The sequence below is a fragment of the Gemmatimonadota bacterium genome, from assembly GCA_009838845.1.
Lineage (GTDB): Bacteria > Latescibacterota > UBA2968 > UBA2968 > UBA2968 > VXRD01.
On the sequence record VXRD01000147.1, the window covers coordinates 25,678 to 50,580 of the forward strand.

Sequence of the window (24,903 nt, forward strand, 5' to 3'; positions counted from 1 at the left end):
GAAAAGTCCAATTATTGAAATCCGATTTCACCCCAGAATCGAAAATCCCAGGTCACATTGGTGAGGTCGCGCAGGTGGTCTTTGCGCCGTTCATGGCGAAACGTAGTCCCGCCTGTAAATCGCGAGCTAAAGGCATATTGCGTACCCAGGCTAACAGACCAGGATGTCGAGTTTTGACGGATAATGGGTTCGGCTGGCACATCGGGTTCGGCACTTCGGGGCATTTCGGTTTGTGTATTCAAATTGCGTGAAAAGGAAAGCGTAAGGTCGAGAGTGCGCTGAAATCTTCCGCGCAGTGAATAGCGCACATCTGCTTGCAATGTGCCGTTTTCCGTCAAAGTGGTTCCGATCAGGCGATCGGCAAGGGTCGGTTGAACAGAAGCTGTATCGGCAGTCACATTGCGCTGATAGCGAATTTCATCGTTGCGGCTCTGGCGGCGGCTAAATGTCGTATTCACATCGCCCTTCCAGCGCGCGCTCCACTGAAAAAGCGGATTGTATGATATTTCTCTTGCATCACTTGTCAGATAACGCGACGAGAGACTGAGACTGCCATCACCCCGTCGGGTGCGCGATTCCTGGTACCCAAAAGTGGCATTGGAACTGACCCAAAACCAGCCGATCAAAGGCACGCGCTCAAGACCGCGCCAACTCGCGTCAAATTTGGGAAAGATGACCTGATCATCTTTGCCGAGTGTATTGCCCGTACGTTCGTTTTCGGAATAATTGGCAGAGGTGTTAAAATTCAGCCCCAGGGGCAGCCGAATACCACTGGATACCTGCGCCTGTCTTCGCACATTGCTGGCATTGGTTCTCGTTCCCGTGCTCGCGACCACAATGGGGACCTGGATCGTATCTTGAAAACCAAATTGATAGGCCAATGAGGGACGGGCCGTGAGACCAAACAAATTATTTGATTTGTTCTGAGAAACACTGCTCGTCACATTCTGAAGGCGGCCACCCACTTTTCCAATCCACTGCAAAATGGAAAAACCATCGTCTTTACCGGACTTGCGCGTCCAGCGTTGAAACAAGCTGGGCAAGTTGAGATTGATGCGCGCATTCGCCGTTTGCTGGTTATTGACCGTGAGTCCGCGCCTAACGCTACCGTACTGCACGCGCTCCCCACCGATTTCGAAGCGATCCGTGTACGTAGCCGAATACGACGGATTCACGGTGATCCAGTTGGAAATACGCGGCGTAAATCTGAAATTGAGCGATTGATTGCGCGATATTTCGCGTCCAAATTGGAGTTGGGTCAGGGCGTATCCATTTCGCAAATCGCGGTTGAGAGTGAGCGAATAATCGGCATTCAGACTGCGAAATGGCGAGAGTTTAATGGCATAACTTTCGGTCAGGTTGAAAGTCTCTCGCACTGTATCAATCACATTTGAAGTGTCGCCTGCGATGGCGCGAAATGAGGTCTGATCCGATACTCCGCGATTAAAGCGCAGATTGTAATTGATGCTGGAGGGCAGGTAAAAAAACTGCGCCTCTTTGAGCGGTTTGTAAAAGGGCACCCACTTGAAAATGGCGAGAGCTTCGCGCTGAGACCACACCTGATTATAGGTCATATTGCCGTTTAGGTTCTCGTTCAGGCTTCGCCTGCGCTGTGTAATCGCACCCGTTGTCGATGCGTCAGAACTATAGTTGAGTGACGTGGAGGCTTTGTCAAACAAAATGCGAGACAGCAGGCTCGGGTCTTCGCGTGCTGGCCGCTTTCTCAGCGAAAGGGTAAAGCGCGTCTGAGAGCGCACATCGCTTTCGTTGATTTTTTGTTCGGGAGTGAGCACAATATCCGATCCCGGGCGTATGCGGGGGCTTGATGTATAGCGATTATAGCTGAATCGGACGGGCAGGGAGGTATTCCACTCTTTGGGAAAGAATTTGTCGATATTGAACTGGCTGTCAAAGTTGAAGCGCGTGGTGGTGTTGCCCGAAGCCCTGCCTTGCAGATCTTGGAAATCACCGCTTCGGCGTTCCAAATTGACCGTCAAATTGCCCAAATCGGCCAGGGTTATGCGCGTATCGGCCAGGGCAGATAAGGCGGATTTTTTGCGGATATCATCAACGCGCAATTCATCCATCCAAACTTCGTTTTCGCCAATGAAAATCTCATCGCCGCGGTTGCGAATCCCCACGGTAAAGGCTCTGATCGAAGCCAACGCGGGATTGCCGCGCACGATATAGGTGCGACCATCCACATCGATCTCTATGCGATTGCCCTCTTTGTCGTAGCGAGCGAGAAAATCGCCACGGCGAAGCGACACACTAACGGTATCAGACACTTGCTCGGTGGCTTGAAGACCCAGCAATTGGCCTTTGAGTTGCGACATGACCTCGAGGTCTAAACGGACGGTATTGGTCTCTTCTGCCCAACCGCGATAAACCCGCGAGCGGTATTCGTAATAGTTGAGAGAATCGTCATTGATAGGGGCAAAACGCATAAAAAATTCGATGGGACTGGGGCCCGTACTCAAGGAATCTGCGGCGTCTGAAAAATTGGTGCTATACGTCGGATCGGCCGGGTTGCCGCCATGCAAAAACAGCGTCATAACACCGTATTCGGTATAGTCCTCGCCATTGGCAAAACTGCGGGATGCAGAGATGGATTCGCCCGGGTAGAGATCGACAAATTCGAGCACCAGAGAATTTTCAGACAAACGAATACCCGTGGTGGGGTCAATTTCTCGCTCGAGACCCGGAGGAGATTCGTAAAAGGAGTTGTTTGTGCCGATAGTCGAAACCTGAAAATCGCCCGATAACTGCCCGAAAGCGACCGGGTCTTCCTGCCATTCACTGCCGGTCGCACTAAATGTATAGATTTCGACAGAGGTGGTGTCGTTGTGTTCGAACCAGACGCGCACAAAGTCAATCTCGCTGGCAAATGTGGTGTCGGGACTACCCTCAAAGGTACGGGGCGCGTCTTGCCCTTTGAGGGGAATGCGCAATAAACGCCACGGGGGATCTGTAATGCCGCCCAATTCGGGAAAGAGATCGGATTCCGTGCCGGGCACAAGCATAGATGGGCCAGTAAAGGCGCCCGATGCGGGAGACAGGCCCCTATTGCTGGACAAATCGACGCTGTATCGGATAAAACTGTCGCGCTGGTCGAGAAAACCATTGCCGTTGAGGTCTTCGGTATCGGGTCGTGATTGGCGCTCTGCCCTGTTGCCCTCTGTCCCATTGAGACCAGAGGGATAGCGACGCAAGATATCCGTCGTGTTTTGATCCACATCTTCAAAATTATCTCCCGAAGGATCGTTGGGCACAGTTACACCTGGAAATATTTTTCGAAAGATCTCGACTTCTTCGGCGTCGGTCAATCCATCCAGACCAATGTCTTCTTCGTCAATGACGATATCGTCTCCTGTGGGCAAGCCGCCGATGGGTTTGTCTTCTGTGCGAAAACCACTTGGAAATCGCTCTCGGTCACTGGGATCGTTGTACATGGGGTGATCAAGGGGCAGGCGGACGCGCTCAGAAACATCGCCCAAATCGATGTGCAGATGCCCATCGTCTCCCCGAATCCAGAGTTCGAGAAATTTAGACCGCGACAAATCGAGACCATTGACATAGCGCATAATCCCCGCCCATGATTGTTGGGGAATGCCATTTTCGTTGTTCTGAGAACGGATGGGAAATCCATTACTGCGCGCTGGATCAAATCTCAGTTTGAGAATATCGACAATGTCTTGTTCCGCGCTTATGTCATCGCGGGTGGGCTGAATTCGAGAAAGAGATGCCCTGTCGCGGTCAATGGGATTATACCACGTCAATCGCCCCTGTGGCAATGTGAGCATTCTGCTGTTGCGAAGGGGAACACTTGCGCGATTCCACCCTATTTTGCCAATCGCAAACGCCGTGCTGTTCAGAGCGCCTTCAAAATCATCGATATAGGCCACATTTTTGGTATTGGGATTTGGCAAACTCTGCGCGATTTCAAAGTCCATATCGATAGACGACGGTGCCTGCGTGTTCACGAGTGGAATGGAATTGACGAGATCGCTCAACAGTTTGGGTTGCATCCGGAAGCGCGCATTGGCATCCCACAAAATAGTGCGCGTGGGTTCCTGCCCAACCCGCACGCGCGGCGAAGCAGTACTTTGACTGCCGTAGAGCAAGGTCATGCCAATAAGCGAATACTGATCGTCAAAGGGCCGCTCGAGACGCACGCCCAAAAGGCTTTTGGACTGACCAAAACCAAATTGGTCTTTGGTCTGATACGATATGTCCAGATCAGAGGAAGGATCCGAAACCTCGTTTTCGGCATCGCCAATAAATCTCAAACGGCCTGTCACATAATTTATCGTGTAGTCTGTATCGCGTGTTAAGGTTCGGTTGTTCAGACGAACGACTTCGCTGTCTTGAAGCAGTCCGCCAAATCCGAGGTTGTATTCGGTCGATTTGCTCGTCGAACTCACCCGCAACTCATACCGCCCCGCTTCCTGGCGGTTGGACGTGTTGGTCTCGTTGTAAATGCCCGGCACGCGCACCTCGAGGTCGGGTGCTCCCAACCCCTCCTCGCCAAAAGGCTCGAGAAAGGGAAAGACGAGATGCCCTCTGGCGAGACTCAGCCCGGGGATCTCATTGCCCGTACCAATATCGATGAGTCGATCTGGTGGAGAAGATTCAGAAGACCCGTTGGTATGCCGGTCGAGGCCAAAAATTTCCAGGTATGATCTGCCCTCCTGATTGTCCTGCGGACTTTCACCGGGCACATTGCGAAAAATGCCGACGAACAGGCCCTCGGGACTGACGTTGCGCCCGCCCAGGCGATAAACATTGCGCCACGCAAGCCCCCATGTCGGGTCTGTGGGGCGTTGTTGCCTGGCTTTGATGAGCTTGAGCTGGATTTTTTTATCTGGATTTCCCGGATCGGGAATAAATTGTATGTCGCCAAAATTTTCACCAGACGCGGTTTGATAAGCCACCGCAAGCGTGTAGCCCCGCGAAATCCGACCGCGTTCATGGATAAGAAAGCCTTCGGGTAGAGGCGTAAATTCGGAGGGGTCAAGCTCGTGAAACGTGCCTTCTTCAACGCCCTTGTCAGAACGACGCGACGCACCTTCATCGGGCGATCCATTGTTCCACACGAGGTATGCGATACCGGGAATGGCCGAGTCTTCGAGGTCGTTTTGCGCGTTGTAGTCGTTTATGAATACGCGCACGCTTTGCTCAGTGACGCGATCGCCCGGCGCGGGTAACAAGCCGTTGCGGAAATTTTCTCGATAGATATTGTCGAGAAAAAAGTAGGTGTTTTCGATGTAGCTGTAATCGGGAATTGCATCAGCCCTTCCTTGCCCTTGCCCCGTCTGCTCTTGCCCCGTAAAGGTTTGGCGACCACTCGACGATTTGTCCTGAGATGTAACAACCGTAAAATTGATGGCACCAACCCGCCCCCGCGTTTTAATGCCAAACAGCCCGCCTCTACTGCCGCCGCTAAATCCAATCAGTCGCGTGCCGGGCAAAGCCAGTGTCGTATTGCCCGCTTCTATGGTTTCAATAATGCCGTCTTCATCGCCTTTGTATTGCAGGCGCAGGCCCTCGGTCAGATCAAAGCTTTGTCGTTCGCTATCTTGCTCCAGCGAAACCAGGATCCGATCGCCAATGGAGCCTTCAACAGTGAGTCGAGCTTCTTGCTCAAAATTGATGGTGGGAAAACGCGATGTGCGCGTGAGAGCTGCTTGCGCCTGTCCCAAAGTGTATTGCGAGAGGCCCGACAATTCGATGCGGCGGTACCCCCGTATGGTGAGATTGGCAGCCCCTTCCCCGGTAATAGCACTCAAACGCTGGGGGACGCGAATCGGAATTTTGACATCGATTATACCCTCACCTTCTCCATCCTCATCCAGGCGACCTCCCAATCGCTCCAGTGCAAGGCGATGGGTATCATGGTAGAACTTGTAGCGCATAAAGTCGCCCAGACTGATAATCACCGGAAGGCCGTAAGGTGTACCGCCCAGATCGCGGAACACCATCAGTGTATATTCGGCTTCTGTTTCTATCAGTTGCGCCGCAGGAGTCGCATATGGGCGTCTTCTGGGAAAATAAGGAGTGGATCCGGGTGTATCGCGCAAAAAGGCTTCAAGCGTTGCCACACCTATTTGCGGGCGCAAACCCGGCGTGGCAAGGGCAATACTCGGGCAGAGCAACGCGAGAGAAAACAGAACACTGAGGCCGCGCGACCACAGGTAAATGTGAATAAACTTCATAAGGACTTTGGGAAACAGGCGGAAAGTTGTATGAGAGTGCGGGTAATAGGTCGTTAGACAAAGTACATAATAGCACAAGCCACATGAAAGTCAAGGTAAAATCCGCAGAAATTGGCGGGAGATAAACATCGGTAAGCGCGTCTTTTTTTCAGAGGTAAAAAGCCGTATATTCCGTTGATCGTTAAACTCATTTTTTTAAAAAAGGTTCCTCATGCGCTTGCGCCGGTATGTGATATCCGAACTGATAATGCCGTTTTTATTTGGTTTTTCCGTGATCATCTTCCTTCTCGTCATCGATCTCATTTTGCAAATGCTCGACCGCATTCTGGGAAAAGGCGTACCCATAGGTGTGGTTTTTGAGTTGTTTTTTTTAAACACGGCCTGGATGATTGCCCTCGCCGTTCCGATGGCTGTGCTGGTCAGTACCCTGCTGGCATTTGGTCGCTTGAGTGCCGCGGGTGAAATTGTGGCCATGCGCGCATTGGGCATTGGGATTCATCAGGTTGTTGTGCCGGTTCTGCTTGTCGCCGCGCTGCTGGGAATTGGGCTGGTGATTTTTAATGATCGCATTTTGCCCGAATTTAATCACCGCGCCCGCGTTTTGATGACAGATATTCACCGCAAACGCCCCGCGGTTGCACTCGCAGACAAAGCCGGTGTAATGATTGGCGATTTCAAAAATTACCAGATTTTATTTGATCGCGCTGATGCAGGCGGAAATATACTCCATGACGTACTGGTATATAGCTTTAATAGCGATGGGTTTCCCGAAACAGCGGTTGCCGATTCGGGCGTTGTCGAATTTGACGAAGCGCGAGACGAGGCCCTGCTCTATCTCTTTAATGGGGAAATGCACCGCATTGATCCAGACGATCCCACAGTCTATGCGCTCACAACATTTGCCAAAGCCAGATTGCGGCTCGGAGATGCGGGCCAACAGTTGTCGCGGTCGTCATCGGCATATCGCAATGATCGAGAAATGGATATCGCCACCATGCAGCACAAAATTGCACAGTACGAAAGCGAATTACACCAGGCGAAAGTCAAAAGAGCAAATCTCCTGAATGCGTTTGTGCGCGAAGTGTTAATAGATTCTACAGATACAAAACCCGTGCAGTCGCTGCGCGCTGTATTGGGGCGCGTGGCAGCCGATACGCGAATTGCACGCCATAAGTTGAGAGCAGCAGACCGGTTGCGCGTGGAGGTACACAAAAAATTTTCAATTCCCGCAGCCTGTGTGGCATTCGTGCTGGTGGGCGCGCCAATCGGCGTGTGGGCGCGCAGCAACAGTGTGGCAATTGGCGCGGCGATCAGCATTGGCTTTTTTTTGGCGTGGTGGATTTTTCTCATCGGAGGTGAAAAACTGGCTGACCGCGGGGTGCTCATGCCCTGGTTTGCGATGTGGATACCCAATGTATTGACCGCCCTCGTAGGCGTTGTTCTATCTGCTCGTATTATCTGCGAGTGGGGCGTAAAAAGGAGATAGCCGTGCGTATTATGAGCCGCTATGTCGTCGTCCAATTTGCAATGCCTTTTGGCCTCAGTTTGCTAGCTTTTACCACTGTTTTTGTCGTAATTGATCTGGTAGATCGCCTCAGCGCGTTTATAGACCGCGAAGTTGGCTTGGGAACAATTCTATCTTATTATTTCTGCTATTTGCCCTATATTGTTGTCCTCGTGCTTCCAATGGCGGTCTTGCTCGCGGGGTTGTTCTGTATGGGCGGGCTGATACAGCGCGGGGAATTGCTGGCAATGAAAAGTGCCGGCATAAGTCTTTATCAAGTCGTGATTCCCTTGCAAATACTGGCCCTTGGAATCAGTATTTTGGCCGCTATAATGGCAGATCAAGTCGTGCCGCGAGCAAATCGGGCACGATCGAAAATCGAGCAACCGCGCCGATCAGCAGTCGGGCCTCAGTCCATCCGCGTGCAAATCGCGTTGCGAGATACGGGCAGGCGCGTTTTGTCAATGAGAGAATACGACGCCCAGGCCATGAAAGGACGGCAGGTGTTGCTCGACAAATATAAAGGCGGGTCACTCGCAGAGCGCGTTCGCGCCGAAGAAGCGGTTTGGACCGCCGAAGAATGGCATTTTATAAATGGAGATCGGCGCGTATTTTCAGATAAAAAAGAATTTTATCGCACATTTCGCGTGTGGGCGGCAAAAGATATAACACTAACGCCTGAAGACCTCGTACGCGATGTCGTGCCCGAAGATCAGATGACGTATTCTGAACTGACGGATTTTATCCATCGCAAATCGCGCAACGGCAGCCAGACGCTTCGAGAATCTGTGGCACTTCACATGCGTTTGGCATTTCCATTTGCGAACTTCGTTATCGCCCTTTTTGGCCTGCCTCTGGCCTCTCGCATGCAGCGGACGGGACGCCCCATCCAAATTGGCATGTGCCTGCTAATCTGCTTTGCATTTTACGGGTGCATTCAACTCGGGCGCGCTATGGGTTGGAACGATGTGCTATCTCCTGCCTGGGGAGCCTGGGGGGCAAATGCGATCTTTGGCGCAATCGGGATCATCACGCTTCTCACAACGCGCAAATAGTTAAACACCTTAACATTCGAGGATCCACATGAAATACAATATTCTCCTGATGATCTCCGATCAGCACAGCAAATATCACATTGGTGCTTACGGAGACCCCCTCGTGCGCACGCCCCATCTCGACCAACTGACGGAAAACGGTATGCGCTTTACCAGTGCGTATTGCGCCTCACCCGTTTGCGTGCCCAGCCGCATGTCATTTATGACGTGCCGCATGCCTTCGGCCAATCGCGTGTGGAACAACAATCACCTGCTGCATTCGGGCATTCCCACCTGGGCACATGCCATGGGATTGGCCGGGTATGAAACATCGCTTATTGGGCGGATGCACTTCAACGGACACGACCAGCGACACGGCTTTGAAAATCGTCCCTTCGGCGAATACGGTGCCACACATCCGGGTGCAAACAGGCAGGGCGCGCCCCTCTTCAAAAGCATTTCAACGGCGACCACCGGACAAAATCGCACGGCCGTCGAAATTGCCGGACGGGGATATGGCTCATATCACGTTTTTGACGAAATGGTCGCGGAAAAAACCAGCGCGTATTTGCGCGACAAGGCGAAAAATCCCGGCGACCGCCCCTTTGCTGCCGTGGCGGGATTTCTGTTGCCTCACTGTCCCTTCATCGCACACAAAGAGCTTTTTGATTATTATTACAACCGCGTCGATATCCCCCAACACACGCCAAATGAACCCGCAGCCATTCGCAAATTCAAACAACTTCGCGGCCTCTACCCCCCCCTTGACGAAGAACGCATCCGCGTTGCCCGCGCCGCTTATTTTGGCATGTGCGAATACCTCGACCTGCAAATCGGGCACATCCTTCAGACCCTGCGGGAGACGGGCCTTGACCGCAACACTCTGGTCATTTATTGCTCGGACCATGGCGAAATGGCCGGAGAACACGGCTGCTGGTGGAAAAGCAGTTACTACGAAGGCTCTGTCGGCGTTCCCCTCATCACAAGCCTTCCAGGCGTAATCGCCCCAAATACAGAAAGCAACCAGATATGTAATCTGATGGACATTGGTCCCACCCTGCTCGACATGGCGGATGGAAATCCCTTGCCGGACATTCACGGGCACTCGCTCTGGCCGTTGCTTACAGGGCGAGATTCAGGCGATCACCCCAACGAAACATTCAGTGAACACCTGGGGATAGAACGCACACCCTCGTGTATGATTCGAACGGGACCCTGGAAATGTTACACATACCACGACGATACCGCGCCTGTTCTGTACAATCTTGAAGACGATCCCAATGAAATGTGCGACCTGGGTACCGATCCCAATTATGAACACATCCGCGACCGCCTCATATCCCGCATTTTTGAACACTGGGATCCCGAGTATGTACTCAAAGAATGCGCGAATATCGACCGCGATATACGCCTGATTACCCGCTGGGGACAGACCATTCAACCCATCTTGCCCGATAGCGTCTCGGTGCCCGATGACGCTGAAGATATTGAATGTCTGTGAAGCGAGAGACTGGGACCGGGGGAGACACAGGGACCACTGACGGCTAATCACTTTTGTTTTTAAGTGACAAATGATTCTTTTTTACTTTACTTTAACACCCCCAAATTATCCGTTGTCGCATTTGACTGAATAGTTCTTCGAACTATTTTTACAGAGGGCATATTTATGCAACGCAAGTTTTTAATCCCAACCATATTTGTTATTGTCATCGGGTTCGCGTGGTTATCATCCTATTATACCGACTGGCTGTGGTTCTCGAGCCTCGATTTTCAAGCTGTCTTCTGGACCACCCTGAAAGCGCGTTTCCTGTCCGGCATATTTTACGGTCTTATTGCCGCTGTAGTCATTGGTATCAACCTCCATTATGTCGGACGGTTCACCCGCTCCGCTCTGGAAGCAGACGCCTCACTTTACGAAGGTGAAATGCCTGGCGCAAGCCTGTTGCGCTCAAATACTGGCTATATGTTAATCGCCGCTGTCCTCGTCCTCATTATGGGCAATGTCGGATCCTCCCAGTGGCCCACCCTGTTGCGTTACTGGTATGGGGGATCATTTGGCACTTCCGATCCCATCTTTGGACGCGACGTTGGGTTTTATGTCTTTGATTTGCCCTTTTACCAATTTACAGTCGGTTTTCTCATCGGCACAGTAATCGTATCAGCCCTGGCATCAGGGGTTATTTACATGGCCACAGGCGGTATTCGCTTGCAGGAAAGCATTCAGGTCATGCCGCGCCCCGTCGCACACCTGTCTGCCCTTGCCGGGCTATTCTTGCTGTTTTCGGCTATCAATTATTACCTCAAAATCTACGGCCTGCTCTATTCTCCGGGCGACGTCTTTTTCGGTGCTGGGTTTGTCGATGTCAACGTTCAGCGCTGGATATATTGGCTCCTCATCATTGCCTTTGTCGCAACCGGCATCATGCTCTTGCGAAATATCAAAGCACGTGAAGCGCGCCCACTTCTCATCGGTGTTGGCGTCTTTCTCGTTGGAACCATAGGACTGGGCAGCATCCCGGGTGCAATTGTGCAAAAACTCATCGTAGATCCCACCGAACTCCAGCGCGAAACCCCCTATATCAAGAATAACATCGACTTTACGCGAAAAGCATACGCCCTCGACAGGATTGTGGAACAACCTTTTGAAGCATCCGAGAATCTCACCGCAGCGGATATTGCCGCCAATCCTTTGACCATCCGCAACATCCGCATCTGGGATGAGCGCCCAATGGTGCAAACCTATCAGCAGGTTCAGGAAATTCGTCCCTATTATGTCTTTCCCAGTGTTGATGTTGATCGCTACACTGTTGACGGCGTATATCGACAGGTCATGCTCTCGGGTCGCGAACTCGACACCAATCGCCTACCGGCTCAGGCGCGCAACTGGGTCAATGAAACCCTGCAATATACACACGGATATGGGGTTGCCATGAGCCCGGTTACCCACGTCACCCCCGAGGGTTTGCCAGCGTTTATGATCAAAGATATCCCTCCGGTATCCGACTGGGCAGAGCTACAAATTTCCCGTCCGGAAATCTACTATGGCGAACGTACCTACGGCAACGTGGTCGTCAAAACCAGTGCCGAAGAATTTGACTATCCCCAGCGCGATGGCAATGCGTTTACCACCTACGAAGGCAATGGCGGGGTACCCATGGGGAGTTTCATCAACCGCCTGGCATTTACCATTCGCATGATGGATCCCAATTTGCTCTTGAGTACCTACATCCTATCTGAGAGCAAAATCATGTACCACCGGCAGATCGCCCAACGCGCACGGGAGATCGCGCCCTTCCTCTTCTTCGACTCCGACCCCTATCTCGTTATCTCAGAAGGCCGTCTGTACTGGATTCTGGATGCTTACACAACCACCAACATGTATCCCTATTCCAAACGCATGGGTCGGTCGCAGATCAACTACATCCGCAATTCGGTCAAGGTCGTCATGGATGCCTATCACGGTTCTGTCACCTTTTATCAGGCTGAGGATGAACCCGTGATTGCCGCTTATGCCGCGATATTCCCCACCCTGTTCAAATCAATTGACACCATGCCTGCTGACTTGCGCACCCATGTGCGCTATCCCGTTGACCTCTTCCGCATTCAAGCGACGATGTATCGCGAATATCACATGCAGGAAGTGCAGGTATTTTACAACCAAGAAGACCTGTGGGAAATTCCAAATGAGATCTACGGCCAAAACGATCGCACACAACCGATGGAACCGTATTATATCATCGTCAAATTTCCCGGTGAAGAACGCGAGGAATTTCTGCTGCTCGTGCCCTTCACACCTGCCAAAAAGGACAACATGATCGGCTGGCTTGCCGCGCGATGCGACGGAGAAAACTACGGCGACTTGCTGGTCTATCTCCTGCCAAAAGAAAAACTCATCTTTGGTCCCATGCAACTCGAAGCCCGCATCGATCAGCAGCCAGATATATCGAGCCAACTCACCCTGTGGGGACAGGGCGGCTCCGAAGTCATTCGCGGCAACCTTTTGGCCGTACCCATCGAATCATCTTTCCTGTACGTTGAACCCATCTACCTGCAAGCCCGCCAGGAATCCGAGCAATTCCAACAACAGGGCTTTGAGGGCGAAGGCGGTGGACAGCCGCAGCAGGGACAACCACCGCGTCAACTCCAGCAGAGCACGGCCATCCCAGAACTCAAGCAAGTGATCGTCGCATTTGGTGGACAGGTCATCATGCGCGATACATTTGAAGATGCCCTCAACGAACTGTTTGGCTCTGGTGCGGGGAAAACCCTGGAATCCCCAGGTTCCGAAGAAACATCCACAACAACATCAGAACAACCCGCTGAACGCACCGCAGCAGCGTTGGCCTCAGAAGCAGATATGCAATTCCAGCGCGTGCGGGAATCGCTTCAAAAGTGGGATTGGACAACCGCGGGTGAAGCGATGAAGCAGTTGGAACAATCGATTCTCGAATTAAAAAAGACACTGGAGCAATAACCTCTCCAGTCCATTTTTCCCGATTCAAACATGGATAGGCGGAATAATTCTGTCTATCCGTGTTTTTTAGGACTCTACAGAAAGGAAAAAAATGGCTGTAAAAGTCGGATTTATCGGAACTGGCGGCATTTCACGCCCCCACCGGAAACATCTCAAAAATATGGATGACGTAGAAGTGGTCGCAATGTGCGATCTGGAAGAAGACCGCGTCGCAGAAGCCGCCGAAGAATGGAATGCAACTGTCTATACAGATTACAAAACAATGCTTGAAAACGAAGAAATGGACGCGCTATACGTGTGCATCCCGCCCTTTGCACACCAAGAGCAGGAAATCATGGCCGCTGAAAAAGGCATAGCTCTCTTCGTGGAAAAACCCGTGTCTGTCACAATGGAAAAAGCCCGCGAAGTCGATGCGGCCATTCGCAAAAACAACGTCGTATCATGCGTTGGATTTCAAGGACGCTATTTAGACATTATCGCACAGACAAAAGACCTGCTCAAAGATCGCCCCGTTGGCCTGGCAATGGGATACTGGATGGGAGGAATGCCGCAAGTGCCCTGGTGGCGGCGCAAAGAAATGTCGGGCGGACAGGCCGTTGAGCAAACCATTCACGTCACCGATATGGCGCGGTATCTCTTTGGCGAAGTAAAATCCGTCTATGCGGCCGGGCGCACGGGTTTAATGACCGACGTGCCCGACTACAACATCGAAGACAGCAGCGCAGCCACGCTCGTTTTTGAAAACGGTCTGGCCGCCACCATCTTCTCCGCGTGTTTTCTATCGGGAGGGCGAGGCAGAGGCGGCATTGAAATCTTCACCAAAGACATGAACATCGAATATCGCGAGCGCAGATCCATCACCATCATTCAAAATGGCAATTCGGAACTGGTCGAAGTGCAAAACGATTACTGGCAAGACATGGACAATGACTTTATAGATGCCGTGCGAAAAGGCGACGACTCCGCACTCAAAACCACGTATGCCGATGCCGTTAAAACACAGGAAGTCGTCATGGCCGTAAACCGATCAATAGAAACGGGCGAAGTGGTTCAGATATCGGATATGTGATGAAACGAAGAACCATGGATTGGATATACGGCAAAACGCTATCTCGTGGCAGAGCAAGTGATCGTTTTGACATAACTACTGAGTTGGCGCAAAAAGTCAAAGAGATGAATTTGTATGAGAATTTTTCAGTCCAACGAGGAACAATCAACATTTGTTTAGAACAGGATTTAATTTTTGAATGGGAAGCTGTAATTCATAAATTCCTCTGGAAATCATCAAATATTTATTGTGGAGCAAAACTACATAAGTGTACTTTGGGCTGTAAAAATGAAGAAGGCGAATGGGAAGATTCTGTAGCATACCTTTATGATCCTGACAATGAAAATGATGATTACAGGGATAATTCTCGCAAATGGGAAGTATTAGCCGAAACGGAGTTTTCTTGGCTTCGATGTCGGGGAGATAAACAATTTGATGTGAGGATCAAACTGTCATCGAATGAATTTTGAGATAAAGTATTGATCCATATCCGATCGCGTCAACTCATCGCAATAGATACATCTCACTGCTTTACTTCTTTGCCAGCCTGAGAGGTTATCATGACAAAAATATCGATTTTGCCTATACCAACTGATCGTGGTGATCTTTCATACCACGCTATAGCTGGGAAAACATACGCTCTGGGCAAAACGGCCATTGACGAGCAGACTGAACTGGAGAAATTGGTCGAAGTAAAGTTGCACGCCTCCGAGGATCGGGCGACGAAGAGTTTTAGAATTGGCTGACAAAGCCTGAATAGTTTGCAACAGACTTATATATATGGAGACAGAAATGTCAGAGTACTCCGGGGCCGATCAGGAGGGTAAGAAAATGTCGAGAAATCACTTGATCGCTGGTCCCGCCGATCAGAGTGATGGCGACCACGCTTTTGTCGCATCGGTCATTGAGCATGCTTTAGAGCACATGGCGCAAGCTACCCAGGTCATCAAGGACACACAGACGAGCGGAGGAAAGATATCTGCTTTAAAGGGAGAAATTCCTGAGGTGCAAATGGCTCTCAACGCTGCGGCGAGCGCAGTTCAAAATAAGACTTCCCTACTAAGACAAGAGCTTGATCACTACCGGGACGGACTGGAGTGGAATAAGCTCTGCGTGGTGATGTATGGCCCCACCAACTCGGGTAAGAGTACGATTATAGAAGCACTCTCCTATGGTGATGGACAGACCATCGGGACAGGAGAAAAAGACTACACACAAACCTCTCAAGAGATCGAATTCGGGCCACTTCTGCTGGTGGACACTCCGGGAATTGAGGGGAACGAGGGAGTATTGCGTCTTCGCACACAAACTGCCATTCGCAAAGCGCATGTTGTCCTTGTCATCACAGGTACGGGCAAAGAACCCGAAGCGGGCGCGCTGAGCAAGCTTGGTGAGGACGCACAGCGTGCTGGGGAAGTCTTGTCTATCCTCAATTTGCGGGGGCGCCCCAGTGCATACAGATACCGGCGTCGCTTGCACACACGGAGTACCTCTGAGCTTGAAGAACGCATACGGCAAGCCTTATTACAAGTTTTTGCAGATCGGTACACTGAACACTTGAGTCTCAACGCCTACCTTGCTTTTGTCACCTCTCCCGGTGGAATGTCCAGATTCCCGGACAAGCAGCACCGAAGAGATCGAAAACTTACTGATGAAATCTTCGGCTCTCTTGACCAGGCGGCTACTCTCTCGGGTATTGGTCAATATAGTTGCTAAGCTCGATGAATTAGTGCGCGAAGCGAGACCTCGCATCCTCTGGAGTAACGGCTTCAAGGCCATCACGGCACTGGGAGATGTGAGTTCAACCCTCTTAAAAGCCTCCTCATCAATGAACAAAGCGGCCAAACTCTGGAACAAGGCTATTCGAGATGCTAAAGCTGAATCGAGCTCGACCATCAAGCGCTCACGAATCAGAGTAGGACAGATGATCTCGTCTCGGCTGTCCCGGCTGTCCAACGAGTTGAAGGGTACCTTCAAAGACGGACTAGATAAAGGTTTCTCATCAAGTAAGTTGAAGCAGGAGTTCCGCTGTGCCATTGATGACGTCAAACCCGACCTGCAGGACATCGTTGACAAGGAACTCAACGTGCTCCGTGAGGAACTGAAGGTGGAGATGAACCGGCTTCACGAGCGAATGAACTTACGGCTCTTTGTCACCGACTTCGACCTCCCCGACATGGATGAAATTCTCCGTGACGCCTCCCTGTCCGTCGGACGGGAAGTGATCGATGTGCTTCTAAGCGTTTTGGGCATAGTACTCCTAGCTTTGGCCAACATCATTGCCGCGATTGTCGCAGGGGTCATGGCAGTGCTGCGAAAACTTTGGGAATGGTTCGGTGGCGGCAAGCGAAAGCGGAAGCGTGCGGCGAGAACTAAGGCCCGGCGCCAAATCGACAGCGAGATGACCAAAATTCGGAAAGTGTTGGAAGACACTCTCGACGAAGGTTGGGACAAATTGGGGGCCCAAGTCTCGCTACGCCTCAATGCCGCGGCTCGACTGGTCTCAGCCTTCCAAGATGCCTCCACCAGTCTAAAAGAAAAGGCCATCACTCTCGACACCACCGCCACGCAACTCACCACCCGTTTCCTAAAAGCCGATAACAGCACCCCGAAACACGACTTGCTGATTCCGGTTCAGAAGTCCGGAGGTGGTCACATTGATATGCTCGTGCATGTAGGCAAGGGACCGTGGAAGTTGCCACGACTTTCATCGCTCCCCAAATTCCGCAGCTATCCCGACGCCTACGCCGTTCGACAAGCACAGGACTTGAAGCGAGGTCAGCGAGACCATGTCTATATGGTGGTCAAAAGGATGTGGAACTCAGAACGGAAGAGGAAAATCCATGGATAGTGTGAAAATAAACGATTTCACAAACGCGAAAGATCAGGCGAGGGAACGCTTGGCTCTACTACAACAAACTTGCCAGCAGTATGCAGAGTTTCTTCCCGTCGAAACCCGAGACGTGCAGGAGAAGATGGCTCGTGTGCGAATCCGGCTCGAACAGGAGGTATTCGAGGTCGCGTTTTTTGGAGCATTTAGCGACGGAAAGTCCACCATAATCGCTGCGTTGACTAAATCTCTTGATATCCCCATAGCCGTGGAACCCACAACAGATAAGGTAGAACGCTATAGCTACGGCGACTGGATATTTGTGGACACGCCTGGCACCTTTTCGAACAAGCTACTGCACGACGACGTCACCCAGTCATACATCTCCGAGGCGGACTTGGTGGTATTCGTAGTGAACGCCGTTAACCCCCTCCCAAAGAGTCAGGAGGATCTGGTGCGGTGGCTCTTAATGGATCTTGGTAAGGAACCGCATGTCATCTTCGCTATTAACCGCATGGACGAGGTTGCCGACCTGGAGGACAAAACCGACTTTGAACACCACGGGAAAGTGAAGCAACGGACCCTGTTAAAGACACTGAATGATATATGTGGTAAGTCGTTCAGTCCCACCGTGGTCACTATCTCAGCCGATCCCTACGAGATGGGAATTGAGGAATGGCTAGATAATCCTGAAGAGTATGAGCATCTATCGAGGCTCCAAAGCCTAATCGGTGCCATTGAGGAGCACCTTAGTAGGGCCGCAGAACAGATCCAGGCCAACGCAGGCATGGCATCCGTGCGGGATGGCATTGATATGATCCTCGAAAGGCTCGAAGATCTCAATAAGGACCTTCAGAATGCCCATGACATGCTGGCGCAACGAGCAACGGAACTCGCACAGGAGCGCGACAGACTTGAGCAACTGGTGAGCCAAGCCCATCTGGGCATTCGAGAAGACGTCGAATCTATGCGCCGTGATCTACTGGACGGCTTGGACGCCTGCGTAGATCAACGTGCCCTCAAGAACTTGATTGACCGCGACATCGGAGAGGACGGCAAACATCTGAAGAGGAGGGTAAACATCATCGTGGAGCGCTGGGGGCAGACACTGAGGGGCCAGGCCAAGCCTATCTTCGAACGAGTCACCGCGAGCATGGAGGAGAACGATAGCCTCCTTGGCGATCTCTTAAAGCGTGGCGGACCGGCACTGGGCAAGGTACTCCAGAAGGTCTTTGGCGGAAACGCCCGTCAGATCGCCGACGGCATCCTGCGCATACGGAACATACTGAATATTCCCATCAAATTCAAGCCTTGGGGAGCCATGAAACTTGCCAAAAATCTTAAGGCAATCGTCTGGCTGGCCCCTCTTTTGGAGGGACTGCCTACTGCGTTCGACATGATCCGAGAGCGCAAGTTGGCCTCTGCAGTCGCCGAACTCAAAGAATCTATAGATCAAGGGCTGGAAGAATTTTTCGAGACCTTCACCCGTGATGAATTCGAGCAACAGGCCTGTCCGGAACTGATCGAGATAAGGCAGATGGCCAAGGAACAAGAGACTAAATTCCGAGATGTCAAAGAAATGCTTCGAGCCAGTGGTGACGCGGTCATTGAATTTCGGGACCTGAGGCGTAATGAATGGGGATAGAATGCACATGTCTAGATGACATTCATTCACCCCTCCACAAAATCGGAAGATAATACACCTTCATAAGGCGTACCAATTTCTGGATCGCGGTACATTCGCAGGCGATATCCCGCGATACCAAATCCTTGAGCTTCCCAAAAAGACAGGGCCATCGGATTATCTCGGCGCACATTGAGATCCAATTGCCGAATGCCCTTCTTATCGAAGTATTCAAACATCCAGCCCACCATTTTTGATCCATACCCCTTGCGCCGGTATTCCACAGCGATATAAAAGTCGTGTACATAAGCGGTCGTACTTTCAATTTCAAAAGAGACAAACCCAATCGGCTGTCTCCCAATAAGTGCCCAGTGAGGATGTCGATTGCCGCCAGCCCAGGTAAACGTCTCTTCAAAAAAAGAATCGCGCGATTCCCGCGACTTACACACTTGTGCATCGGGCATTAAATCTCGCCAATAAGCCTCGGCCATAGCGCGGAATTGCTCACGCGCTTCAACGGGTACGGGTTCAATGTAAAGATCGCTTGTCATAGAAACGCGAAAGGTGAGACAGTCACCGAACCCCCAATCAATAAACCCGAAAATTTGCCATTGTAAAACGCGATAGTCGGCAAATAATTCATCGAGATCGAGCCATTATTCCCCGATGTTCCCTTCGTCTCTTCAATGCTCTGGTCACGGCAAGCGGTCATTGGGTTCCGGCGGTTGGCCTCCGACCCGCCGAATAATGCACCGTGCCGTCTCAATATCGGCCTCGGCGGCGCGTGCAGCGAAGAATTCAGCGGTTCTCATAGCGGATACCTTTTCCGCTACTGCTGTCACCACGAACTGATTGATGCTCGTGCCATCTTTCTTGCTGAGTTCGGCGACAGCCTCCTTTAGAGAAGCGGGCAGCCGCAATGGATAGGTGCTCGGTTTTCTCATTCAGATATCCTCCTCAATGCCTCTTGGGGTGACAACACCGCGATTCCAAAGCGTTCGGGGGCATCGCCGAAATGCCGCCGGTTGAAAGTAACCAATCCGTCGGCGTTGCCGTTGATGGCGGCCTCGAGTACCATCTCATCGGCCGGATCGCGCAACTGAGGACGCCACAGAAACCACATTACAACAGGCTCCGCAACCTGGCAAAGCGCGGAGATGACCGTTCCCACGTCTGCTTCGCTAAGACCCGAAGCGATTCGTTGCGTCTGATCACAGCACACCGCCTCATATTCGAGTGTCAGTGCCACAGAAAGAAGCAACGTGAACGCCCGGCACAAGGCCCGATCAATCAGTGCTGCTGAGGCACCAGTTGGGCTACGCAGCCCGGCGACGATAACGTCAGTGTCCAGTACGTAACGCATACTTCAATATATGACATCATATACGATGTCGCAATGGCGTTATCACGGCGACCGCTCGAGGCGATATCGCCTCAAAAAATCTATTCGAGCACCATCCAAAATCTCAATCGCCGCGCATTCGCCAATTAAAGGTGCGAGCGTAACCCCGCTGTGTGTCACAGACAAATAGAGATTTGGAACCCGTTGAGCAAATCCGAGAATCGGGTGTCCGTCCTTTGGAATTGGCCGTCGCCCGCGCCGGACCTCGCGCACGGGCACGCCTTCAATTGCAGGCAAAAAACGCGCCACGGCATCGACCACCTGCTGCACTTCTCGATCATCCTGCCCGAGCGAACCACCATCGTACACGCGACCGTGCGCCCCGCCGTGAAGCATCACCGAACCGTTGGGCAACTGCCTGAAATTGGTCTGCGGAGGACAATCTCGGGGCGAATGCACCACCGATGCGTTTTCAAAAACAGGTGGCACAGGCTCTGTCAAAATCGTACATCCAAACGTGTAATACACAGGCACATCAACATCTGCCATTGCCGCGAGACTTGCCGTATCTGCTCCCCCTGCAAGCACAACTGCATCACACGCAATCTCTCCCCTGTCCGTCACCACAGCCTCTATATCTGCCCCCGAACGCGCCAGCCCTGTGACGTGTGTCCCCAAAAAAATATCCGCGCCCCATTCCTCCAACCGTTCGACACATGCCCCAACAACAGCCCCTGTATCTGCGTGTCCTTCTATATCCGTATAAGAAGCTGCCGTCACAACGCCCGGCGTCAAACGCGGCTCTAATGATGCAACCTCCCCCCCATTCAACAGACGGATGGGATATCCCCAAGACTGCAAAACGCCCGCACGCTTCACAATTTCCCGCGCCCCATCATCCGTAGATGCCCACCGCAATTCACCGCCCCATGTCGCGCTTTGCGGTATGCCCAGTCGCTCGACAAATCGCGCCCACATATCCAGCGAACGCCGGTTGAAAAGATGATAATATCTGGGGTTTTTGTCACGTGCATTCATCCATGCAAAAGATACAGCAGTTGCCGGTTGAACTGCTGATCTTTTCCCGGGTTCGCCCGCGTCAATCAGCGTGACCTTTGCACCGCGTCTCGCCAGGTGAAATGCGATTGATGCCCCTACGATACCCGCGCCAATCACAGCGATATTTGAAAAATTGTTCATTTCCCTTTCACCCTTATAAAGAAAACGGGTTCCCCCCAAAGGCGAACCCGTTTTATCTTGCAGCACAGCTCAATTATTTATACACCGTCAACTCACCCGCCTTGTAACGAGCCCAGTATTCTTTGAGCACAGCCTTGATCTGCGGGCTTAAGATAACACCGCAAATAATATTCGGGAATGCCATACCCAGAATCATCGCATCGGAAAAATCGAGCACACTCTGTAATGCTGTAACAGACCCGATAAATACAAAACACACAAAAATAATGCGATAAACCAGAATGGATTTCACACCAAAAAGATATTCCCAGGCACGCTCGCCGTAATAAGACCACGAGATCATAGTCGAATAGGCAAAAAGCATCACCGCAAATGCGAGCACATAACGCGCCCCGGGAATAAACGAATCAAATGCCGCAGCCGTCATTTTAGCACCCACGAGAGATTCCCCCTGCTGAAACTCCAACTGATACGCACCCGTAATCATACAAACCAATGCTGTCATCGAACAGATAATAACGGTATCGATAAAAGGTCCGATCATCGCAACCATACCTTCACGCGCGGGTTCATCGGTCTGCGCTGCAGCGTGGGCAAATGCCGCAGAACCCAGACCCGCCTCATTGGAAAAAGCCGCCCTGCGCACCCCCTGGACCAGAACCCCCAGGAAGCCACCATACATAGCTTCTGGCGTAAACGCCTGTGAAATAATATTCGCAATAAGAGATGGAACTTCTGTGATATTCGTCAGAATAATCAAAATCGAGGTCAGAACATATAGTCCACACATAAAGGGCACAACGCGCGATGTCACATTGCCAATGCGCTTAATACCACCAATAATGACAACAGCGACCATCAATGCCATAAAAAGCCCGATAACCCAGTTATATGTCTTAAATCCCTCGGCCACAGTTCCGAGAATTTCAACTGTCTGATTTGCCTGAAACATATTGCCGCCACCCAGAGAACCGCCAATCGTCAACAGGGCAAAAAGGATGGCAAATGGACGCCCCAATAGCCTGAGACCTTTTTCTCCAAGACCGTGTTCCATATAATACATCGGGCCACCCGACACGCGACCATCGGGATGAATTTCTCTGTGCATAACCGCCAGCGTACAGGACGCCAGCTTTGAAGCCATACCAAAAAACGCCGAGACAATCATCCATAAAACAGCGCCGGGTCCCCCGGCACTCACAGCAATGGCTACACCTGCAATATTCCCCAACCCCACTGTTGCAGACAGCGCACTGGTCAATGCCTTAAAATGCGAAATTTCCCCCGGATGATCGGGGTGGTCATACCGACCGCGAATCACATTGAGCGAATGCTTGAACCCGCGGAAAGTAATCCAGCCAAAATAAAAAGAGTAATAGACTCCCCCCCCAACCAACACAATAATGATCAATGGCAAGTCCAGGCCAAAATCAAAGAAAAAAATTGAAAACAGGAAATTAGCTGCACCGCCCACATAATCATTCAATATTCCGATAAACATCTGAATCACCCCGGGCGACTCTCCGTAAGATGTATCCTGTGCAAACGCAGCACTGGACACAAACGGCCCCATAATTAAAGCGAATAGACCAAGTCTAAAAGACATAGACCCTCCTTTGTATCTGATTTATACTCTCCAATGGAAAACGGCATGAGACCAACGAAAAACATAATACAAACAAATTAGAGGGATGTATAGCACTTTTATACCCTCCGTGACTTTCTCCTTGCACTTTCCCCTCGCGTTGAGCAGATTAAATATCCGGATAAAACAACCATACGATATGGAATACGCATGTCAAATTCACTACTTCATCGCTATCTGCCTTTTCTCAACTGGATTGGAGAACTCAAAGATCGGCACATCCTGCGCGCCGATCTTATTGCGGGCATCACCCTGTCGCTGGTATTGATCCCACAGGCCATGGCCAATGCCCAACTGGCCGAGATGCCGCCCTACTACGGCTTCTATGCGTCATTTGTACCCATCATCGTCAGCGCCCTCTTCGGGTCTTCTCGCCAACTTTCCACAGGACCGGTCGCACTCGTCGCCTTGATGGTCGCTTCTGAATTGGGACAACTGGCAGTTGACGAACAGGCGTATATCGCCTATGCGATCCTGCTGGCTCTCATGGTCGGCCTGTTGCAATTCGGGCTGGGCGTATTGCGCCTGGGCGTATTGGTGAACTTTCTCTCACATCCGGTAGTACTCGGCTTTACCAATGCCGCGGCCATCATTATCGGCACATCGCAAATCGACAAATTATTCGGCGTCACCGTAGAACGCGGCGGCGCTCATTACGAACGCATGATACGCATGTGGGACGTGATATCAGCGGGCTTTCACACCCCCACCCTGATCATGGGCCTCTCTGCCATCGCATTATTATTTATTTTGCGCCGCATCAACCCGCAAATTCCGGGTGTGCTAATTGTCGCCATCACAACAACAGGTGTTTCGTGGCTCATCGGATTTGAGCAAAATTACGGCGGACAGGTCGTGGGCAACATCCCCGAAGGCATCCCCGCATTTGCACTGCCAATAATTGACTGGGGCATCGTACCACATATTCTCAGCGCCACCATCACCATCGCACTCATCGGATATCTGGAAACCATTTCAATCGCCAAAGCCATTGCCACGCAAACCCGTCAACGCATTGACGCCAACCAGGAATTACTCGCACAGGGCTTGAGCAATATCGCTGGCAGTTTCTTTCAGAGCTTTCCCGTCTCCGGCTCTTTTGTCCGTTCAACCGTCACATTGCGCGCTGGCGGACAAACCGGCTTTGCATCTGTCATTGCCGGGCTGGTGGTCATCCTGCTACTCCTTTTCTTTACCCAACTCTTATACCACATGCCCCTATCCACCCTGGCGGCAATCGTCATCGTCTCTGTCACCGCACTGATTAACGTCAAACCCATTGTAAGCGCGTGGAAAGTACACAAACACGACGGCATTGTCGCCATATCGTCATTTGCACTCACCCTCATCTTCGCGCCACACCTCGACCAGGGCATCTTGATCGGTGCGTCCTTATCAATCGCCCTCTATCTCTATCGCACGATGAAACCGCGCGTGGCCTTCCTCGCCCGCCATCCCGACGGCGCGTTTCGAGACGCAGTAGAACACGATCTGGAATTGTGCGATGCAATAGCCACCATCCGATTTGATGGCTCGTTGTATTTTGGTAGCGCGGGTGCTTTTGAAGACACTGTATTGGAACGGATTCGCGATCCCAAATTGCGCTATGTGATTGTCGATGCCGAAGGCGTAAATGAGATTGATGCAACTGGAAAAGAAATGCTGGTCGGCGTGGTGCAGCGGCTCCACGAGGCTGGTATTGAGGTACTCTTCACACGCACAAAGAAACAGATCATGGACGCGCTCAACCGTGCGGGAGTACTCGAAGAAATCGGTAGAGATCGATTTTACACCACTCTCGATCGCGTATTAGCTCATGTTTGGGAGGCATTGGAAGATCAGTATCCCTGCGACAGATCGTGCCCTACCGAGTGCCCACTTCATCGCCCCAGGCCAGATGGAGACGTATTTTATAGCTTGTAGAAAAACCCGGTCCTTTTTAGTGTAAAAACTGTAAAAAATTTAACTATTTATTAAAATTTTAATT

Annotated in this window: 17 protein-coding genes; 11 read left to right on the top strand and 6 right to left on the bottom strand. The window is 51.5% G+C overall.

Annotated elements, in window-relative coordinates; genetic code table 11:
- Positions 1 to 11 precede the first annotated feature (11 nt).
- Positions 12 to 6,215, bottom strand: a complete 6,204-nt coding sequence (gene sprA / locus F4Y39_20705) for a cell surface protein SprA (GenBank protein MYC16152.1) — start codon at positions 6,213 to 6,215, stop codon at positions 12 to 14.
- Between the two features lie 211 nt (positions 6,216 to 6,426).
- Between sprA and F4Y39_20710 the strand changes: the two genes are divergently transcribed.
- From F4Y39_20710 to F4Y39_20755, 10 genes are all read left to right on the top strand, one after another.
- The gene (locus tag F4Y39_20710) at positions 6,427 to 7,701 is read left to right on the top strand and encodes a YjgP/YjgQ family permease (GenBank protein MYC16153.1); all 1,275 of its coding nucleotides are present in this window, start codon (positions 6,427 to 6,429) and stop codon (positions 7,699 to 7,701) included.
- A 2-nt stretch (positions 7,702 to 7,703) separates the two neighbouring features.
- Positions 7,704 to 8,774 carry a YjgP/YjgQ family permease gene (locus F4Y39_20715; GenBank protein ID MYC16154.1) on the top strand — a complete coding sequence of 357 codons (1,071 nt, stop codon included), beginning with the start codon at positions 7,704 to 7,706 and terminating at the stop codon, positions 8,772 to 8,774.
- A 28-nt stretch (positions 8,775 to 8,802) separates the two neighbouring features.
- Positions 8,803 to 10,254, top strand: a complete 1,452-nt coding sequence (locus F4Y39_20720; protein MYC16155.1) for a sulfatase-like hydrolase/transferase — start codon at positions 8,803 to 8,805, stop codon at positions 10,252 to 10,254.
- Between the two features lie 165 nt (positions 10,255 to 10,419).
- Positions 10,420 to 13,227 carry a UPF0182 family protein gene (locus F4Y39_20725; GenBank protein ID MYC16156.1) on the top strand — a complete coding sequence of 936 codons (2,808 nt, stop codon included), beginning with the start codon at positions 10,420 to 10,422 and terminating at the stop codon, positions 13,225 to 13,227.
- Between the two features lie 91 nt (positions 13,228 to 13,318).
- On the top strand, positions 13,319 to 14,296 hold the full coding sequence (locus F4Y39_20730) for a Gfo/Idh/MocA family oxidoreductase (protein ID MYC16157.1): 978 nt from the start codon (positions 13,319 to 13,321) through the stop codon (positions 14,294 to 14,296).
- On the top strand, positions 14,296 to 14,745 hold the full coding sequence (locus F4Y39_20735) for a hypothetical protein (GenBank protein ID MYC16158.1): 450 nt from the start codon (positions 14,296 to 14,298) through the stop codon (positions 14,743 to 14,745). The genes F4Y39_20730 and F4Y39_20735 overlap by 1 nt, the downstream gene beginning before the upstream one ends.
- Positions 14,746 to 14,835: 90 nt before the next feature.
- Positions 14,836 to 15,021 (top strand): hypothetical protein, encoded by a 186-nt coding sequence (locus tag F4Y39_20740; protein MYC16159.1) that lies wholly within the window; start codon positions 14,836 to 14,838, stop codon positions 15,019 to 15,021.
- A 34-nt stretch (positions 15,022 to 15,055) separates the two neighbouring features.
- Positions 15,056 to 15,991: a hypothetical protein gene (locus F4Y39_20745; GenBank protein ID MYC16160.1), complete on the top strand. Its 936-nt coding sequence runs from the start codon at positions 15,056 to 15,058 to the stop codon at positions 15,989 to 15,991.
- Positions 15,927 to 17,126, top strand: coding sequence for a hypothetical protein (locus tag F4Y39_20750; protein MYC16161.1), 1,200 nt, complete (start codon positions 15,927 to 15,929; stop codon positions 17,124 to 17,126). The genes F4Y39_20745 and F4Y39_20750 overlap by 65 nt, the downstream gene beginning before the upstream one ends.
- A complete protein-coding gene (locus F4Y39_20755; GenBank protein ID MYC16162.1) occupies positions 17,065 to 18,750 on the top strand; it encodes a hypothetical protein in 1,686 nt (561 codons plus the stop codon). The genes F4Y39_20750 and F4Y39_20755 overlap by 62 nt, the downstream gene beginning before the upstream one ends.
- A gap of 26 nt (positions 18,751 to 18,776) precedes the next feature.
- Here F4Y39_20755 and F4Y39_20760 read toward each other — a convergent pair whose 3' ends face one another.
- From F4Y39_20760 to F4Y39_20780, 5 genes are all read right to left on the bottom strand, one after another.
- Positions 18,777 to 19,280 carry a GNAT family N-acetyltransferase gene (locus F4Y39_20760; protein ID MYC16163.1) on the bottom strand — a complete coding sequence of 168 codons (504 nt, stop codon included), beginning with the start codon at positions 19,278 to 19,280 and terminating at the stop codon, positions 18,777 to 18,779.
- A gap of 144 nt (positions 19,281 to 19,424) precedes the next feature.
- Positions 19,425 to 19,673, bottom strand: coding sequence for a toxin-antitoxin system HicB family antitoxin (locus tag F4Y39_20765; GenBank protein ID MYC16164.1), 249 nt, complete (start codon positions 19,671 to 19,673; stop codon positions 19,425 to 19,427).
- Entirely contained in the window at positions 19,670 to 20,092 is a 423-nt protein-coding gene (locus tag F4Y39_20770; protein ID MYC16165.1) for a putative toxin-antitoxin system toxin component, PIN family, read from the bottom strand. The genes F4Y39_20765 and F4Y39_20770 overlap by 4 nt, the downstream gene beginning before the upstream one ends.
- Before the next feature lie 42 nt (positions 20,093 to 20,134).
- Positions 20,135 to 21,271: an FAD-binding oxidoreductase gene (locus tag F4Y39_20775; protein MYC16166.1), complete on the bottom strand. Its 1,137-nt coding sequence runs from the start codon at positions 21,269 to 21,271 to the stop codon at positions 20,135 to 20,137.
- A gap of 73 nt (positions 21,272 to 21,344) precedes the next feature.
- Positions 21,345 to 22,877, bottom strand: coding sequence for an alanine:cation symporter family protein (locus tag F4Y39_20780; protein ID MYC16167.1), 1,533 nt, complete (start codon positions 22,875 to 22,877; stop codon positions 21,345 to 21,347).
- 189 nt (positions 22,878 to 23,066) lie between these two features.
- Between F4Y39_20780 and sulP the strand changes: the two genes are divergently transcribed.
- Positions 23,067 to 24,839 (top strand): sulfate permease, encoded by a 1,773-nt coding sequence (sulP, locus tag F4Y39_20785; protein MYC16168.1) that lies wholly within the window; start codon positions 23,067 to 23,069, stop codon positions 24,837 to 24,839.
- The last annotated feature ends 64 nt before the right edge of the window (positions 24,840 to 24,903 follow it).

What these genes read in the sequence shown, in the direction of transcription:
- sprA (MYC16152.1), bottom strand. Translation starts at nt 6,215, where the DNA reads ATGAAGTTTATTCACATTTACCTGTGGTCGCGCGGCCTCAGTGTTCTG.
- F4Y39_20710 (MYC16153.1), top strand. Translation starts at nt 6,427, where the DNA reads ATGCGCTTGCGCCGGTATGTGATATCCGAACTGATAATGCCGTTTTTA.
- F4Y39_20720 (MYC16155.1), top strand. Translation starts at nt 8,803, where the DNA reads ATGAAATACAATATTCTCCTGATGATCTCCGATCAGCACAGCAAATAT.
- F4Y39_20725 (MYC16156.1), top strand. Translation starts at nt 10,420, where the DNA reads ATGCAACGCAAGTTTTTAATCCCAACCATATTTGTTATTGTCATCGGG.
- F4Y39_20730 (MYC16157.1), top strand. Translation starts at nt 13,319, where the DNA reads ATGGCTGTAAAAGTCGGATTTATCGGAACTGGCGGCATTTCACGCCCC.
- F4Y39_20735 (MYC16158.1), top strand. Translation starts at nt 14,296, where the DNA reads ATGAAACGAAGAACCATGGATTGGATATACGGCAAAACGCTATCTCGT.
- F4Y39_20740 (MYC16159.1), top strand. Translation starts at nt 14,836, where the DNA reads ATGACAAAAATATCGATTTTGCCTATACCAACTGATCGTGGTGATCTT.
- F4Y39_20745 (MYC16160.1), top strand. Translation starts at nt 15,056, where the DNA reads ATGGAGACAGAAATGTCAGAGTACTCCGGGGCCGATCAGGAGGGTAAG.
- F4Y39_20750 (MYC16161.1), top strand. Translation starts at nt 15,927, where the DNA reads ATGAAATCTTCGGCTCTCTTGACCAGGCGGCTACTCTCTCGGGTATTG.
- F4Y39_20755 (MYC16162.1), top strand. Translation starts at nt 17,065, where the DNA reads ATGTCTATATGGTGGTCAAAAGGATGTGGAACTCAGAACGGAAGAGGA.
- F4Y39_20760 (MYC16163.1), bottom strand. Translation starts at nt 19,280, where the DNA reads ATGACAAGCGATCTTTACATTGAACCCGTACCCGTTGAAGCGCGTGAG.
- F4Y39_20765 (MYC16164.1), bottom strand. Translation starts at nt 19,673, where the DNA reads ATGAGAAAACCGAGCACCTATCCATTGCGGCTGCCCGCTTCTCTAAAG.
- F4Y39_20770 (MYC16165.1), bottom strand. Translation starts at nt 20,092, where the DNA reads ATGCGTTACGTACTGGACACTGACGTTATCGTCGCCGGGCTGCGTAGC.
- F4Y39_20775 (MYC16166.1), bottom strand. Translation starts at nt 21,271, where the DNA reads ATGAACAATTTTTCAAATATCGCTGTGATTGGCGCGGGTATCGTAGGG.
- F4Y39_20780 (MYC16167.1), bottom strand. Translation starts at nt 22,877, where the DNA reads ATGTCTTTTAGACTTGGTCTATTCGCTTTAATTATGGGGCCGTTTGTG.
- sulP (MYC16168.1), top strand. Translation starts at nt 23,067, where the DNA reads ATGTCAAATTCACTACTTCATCGCTATCTGCCTTTTCTCAACTGGATT.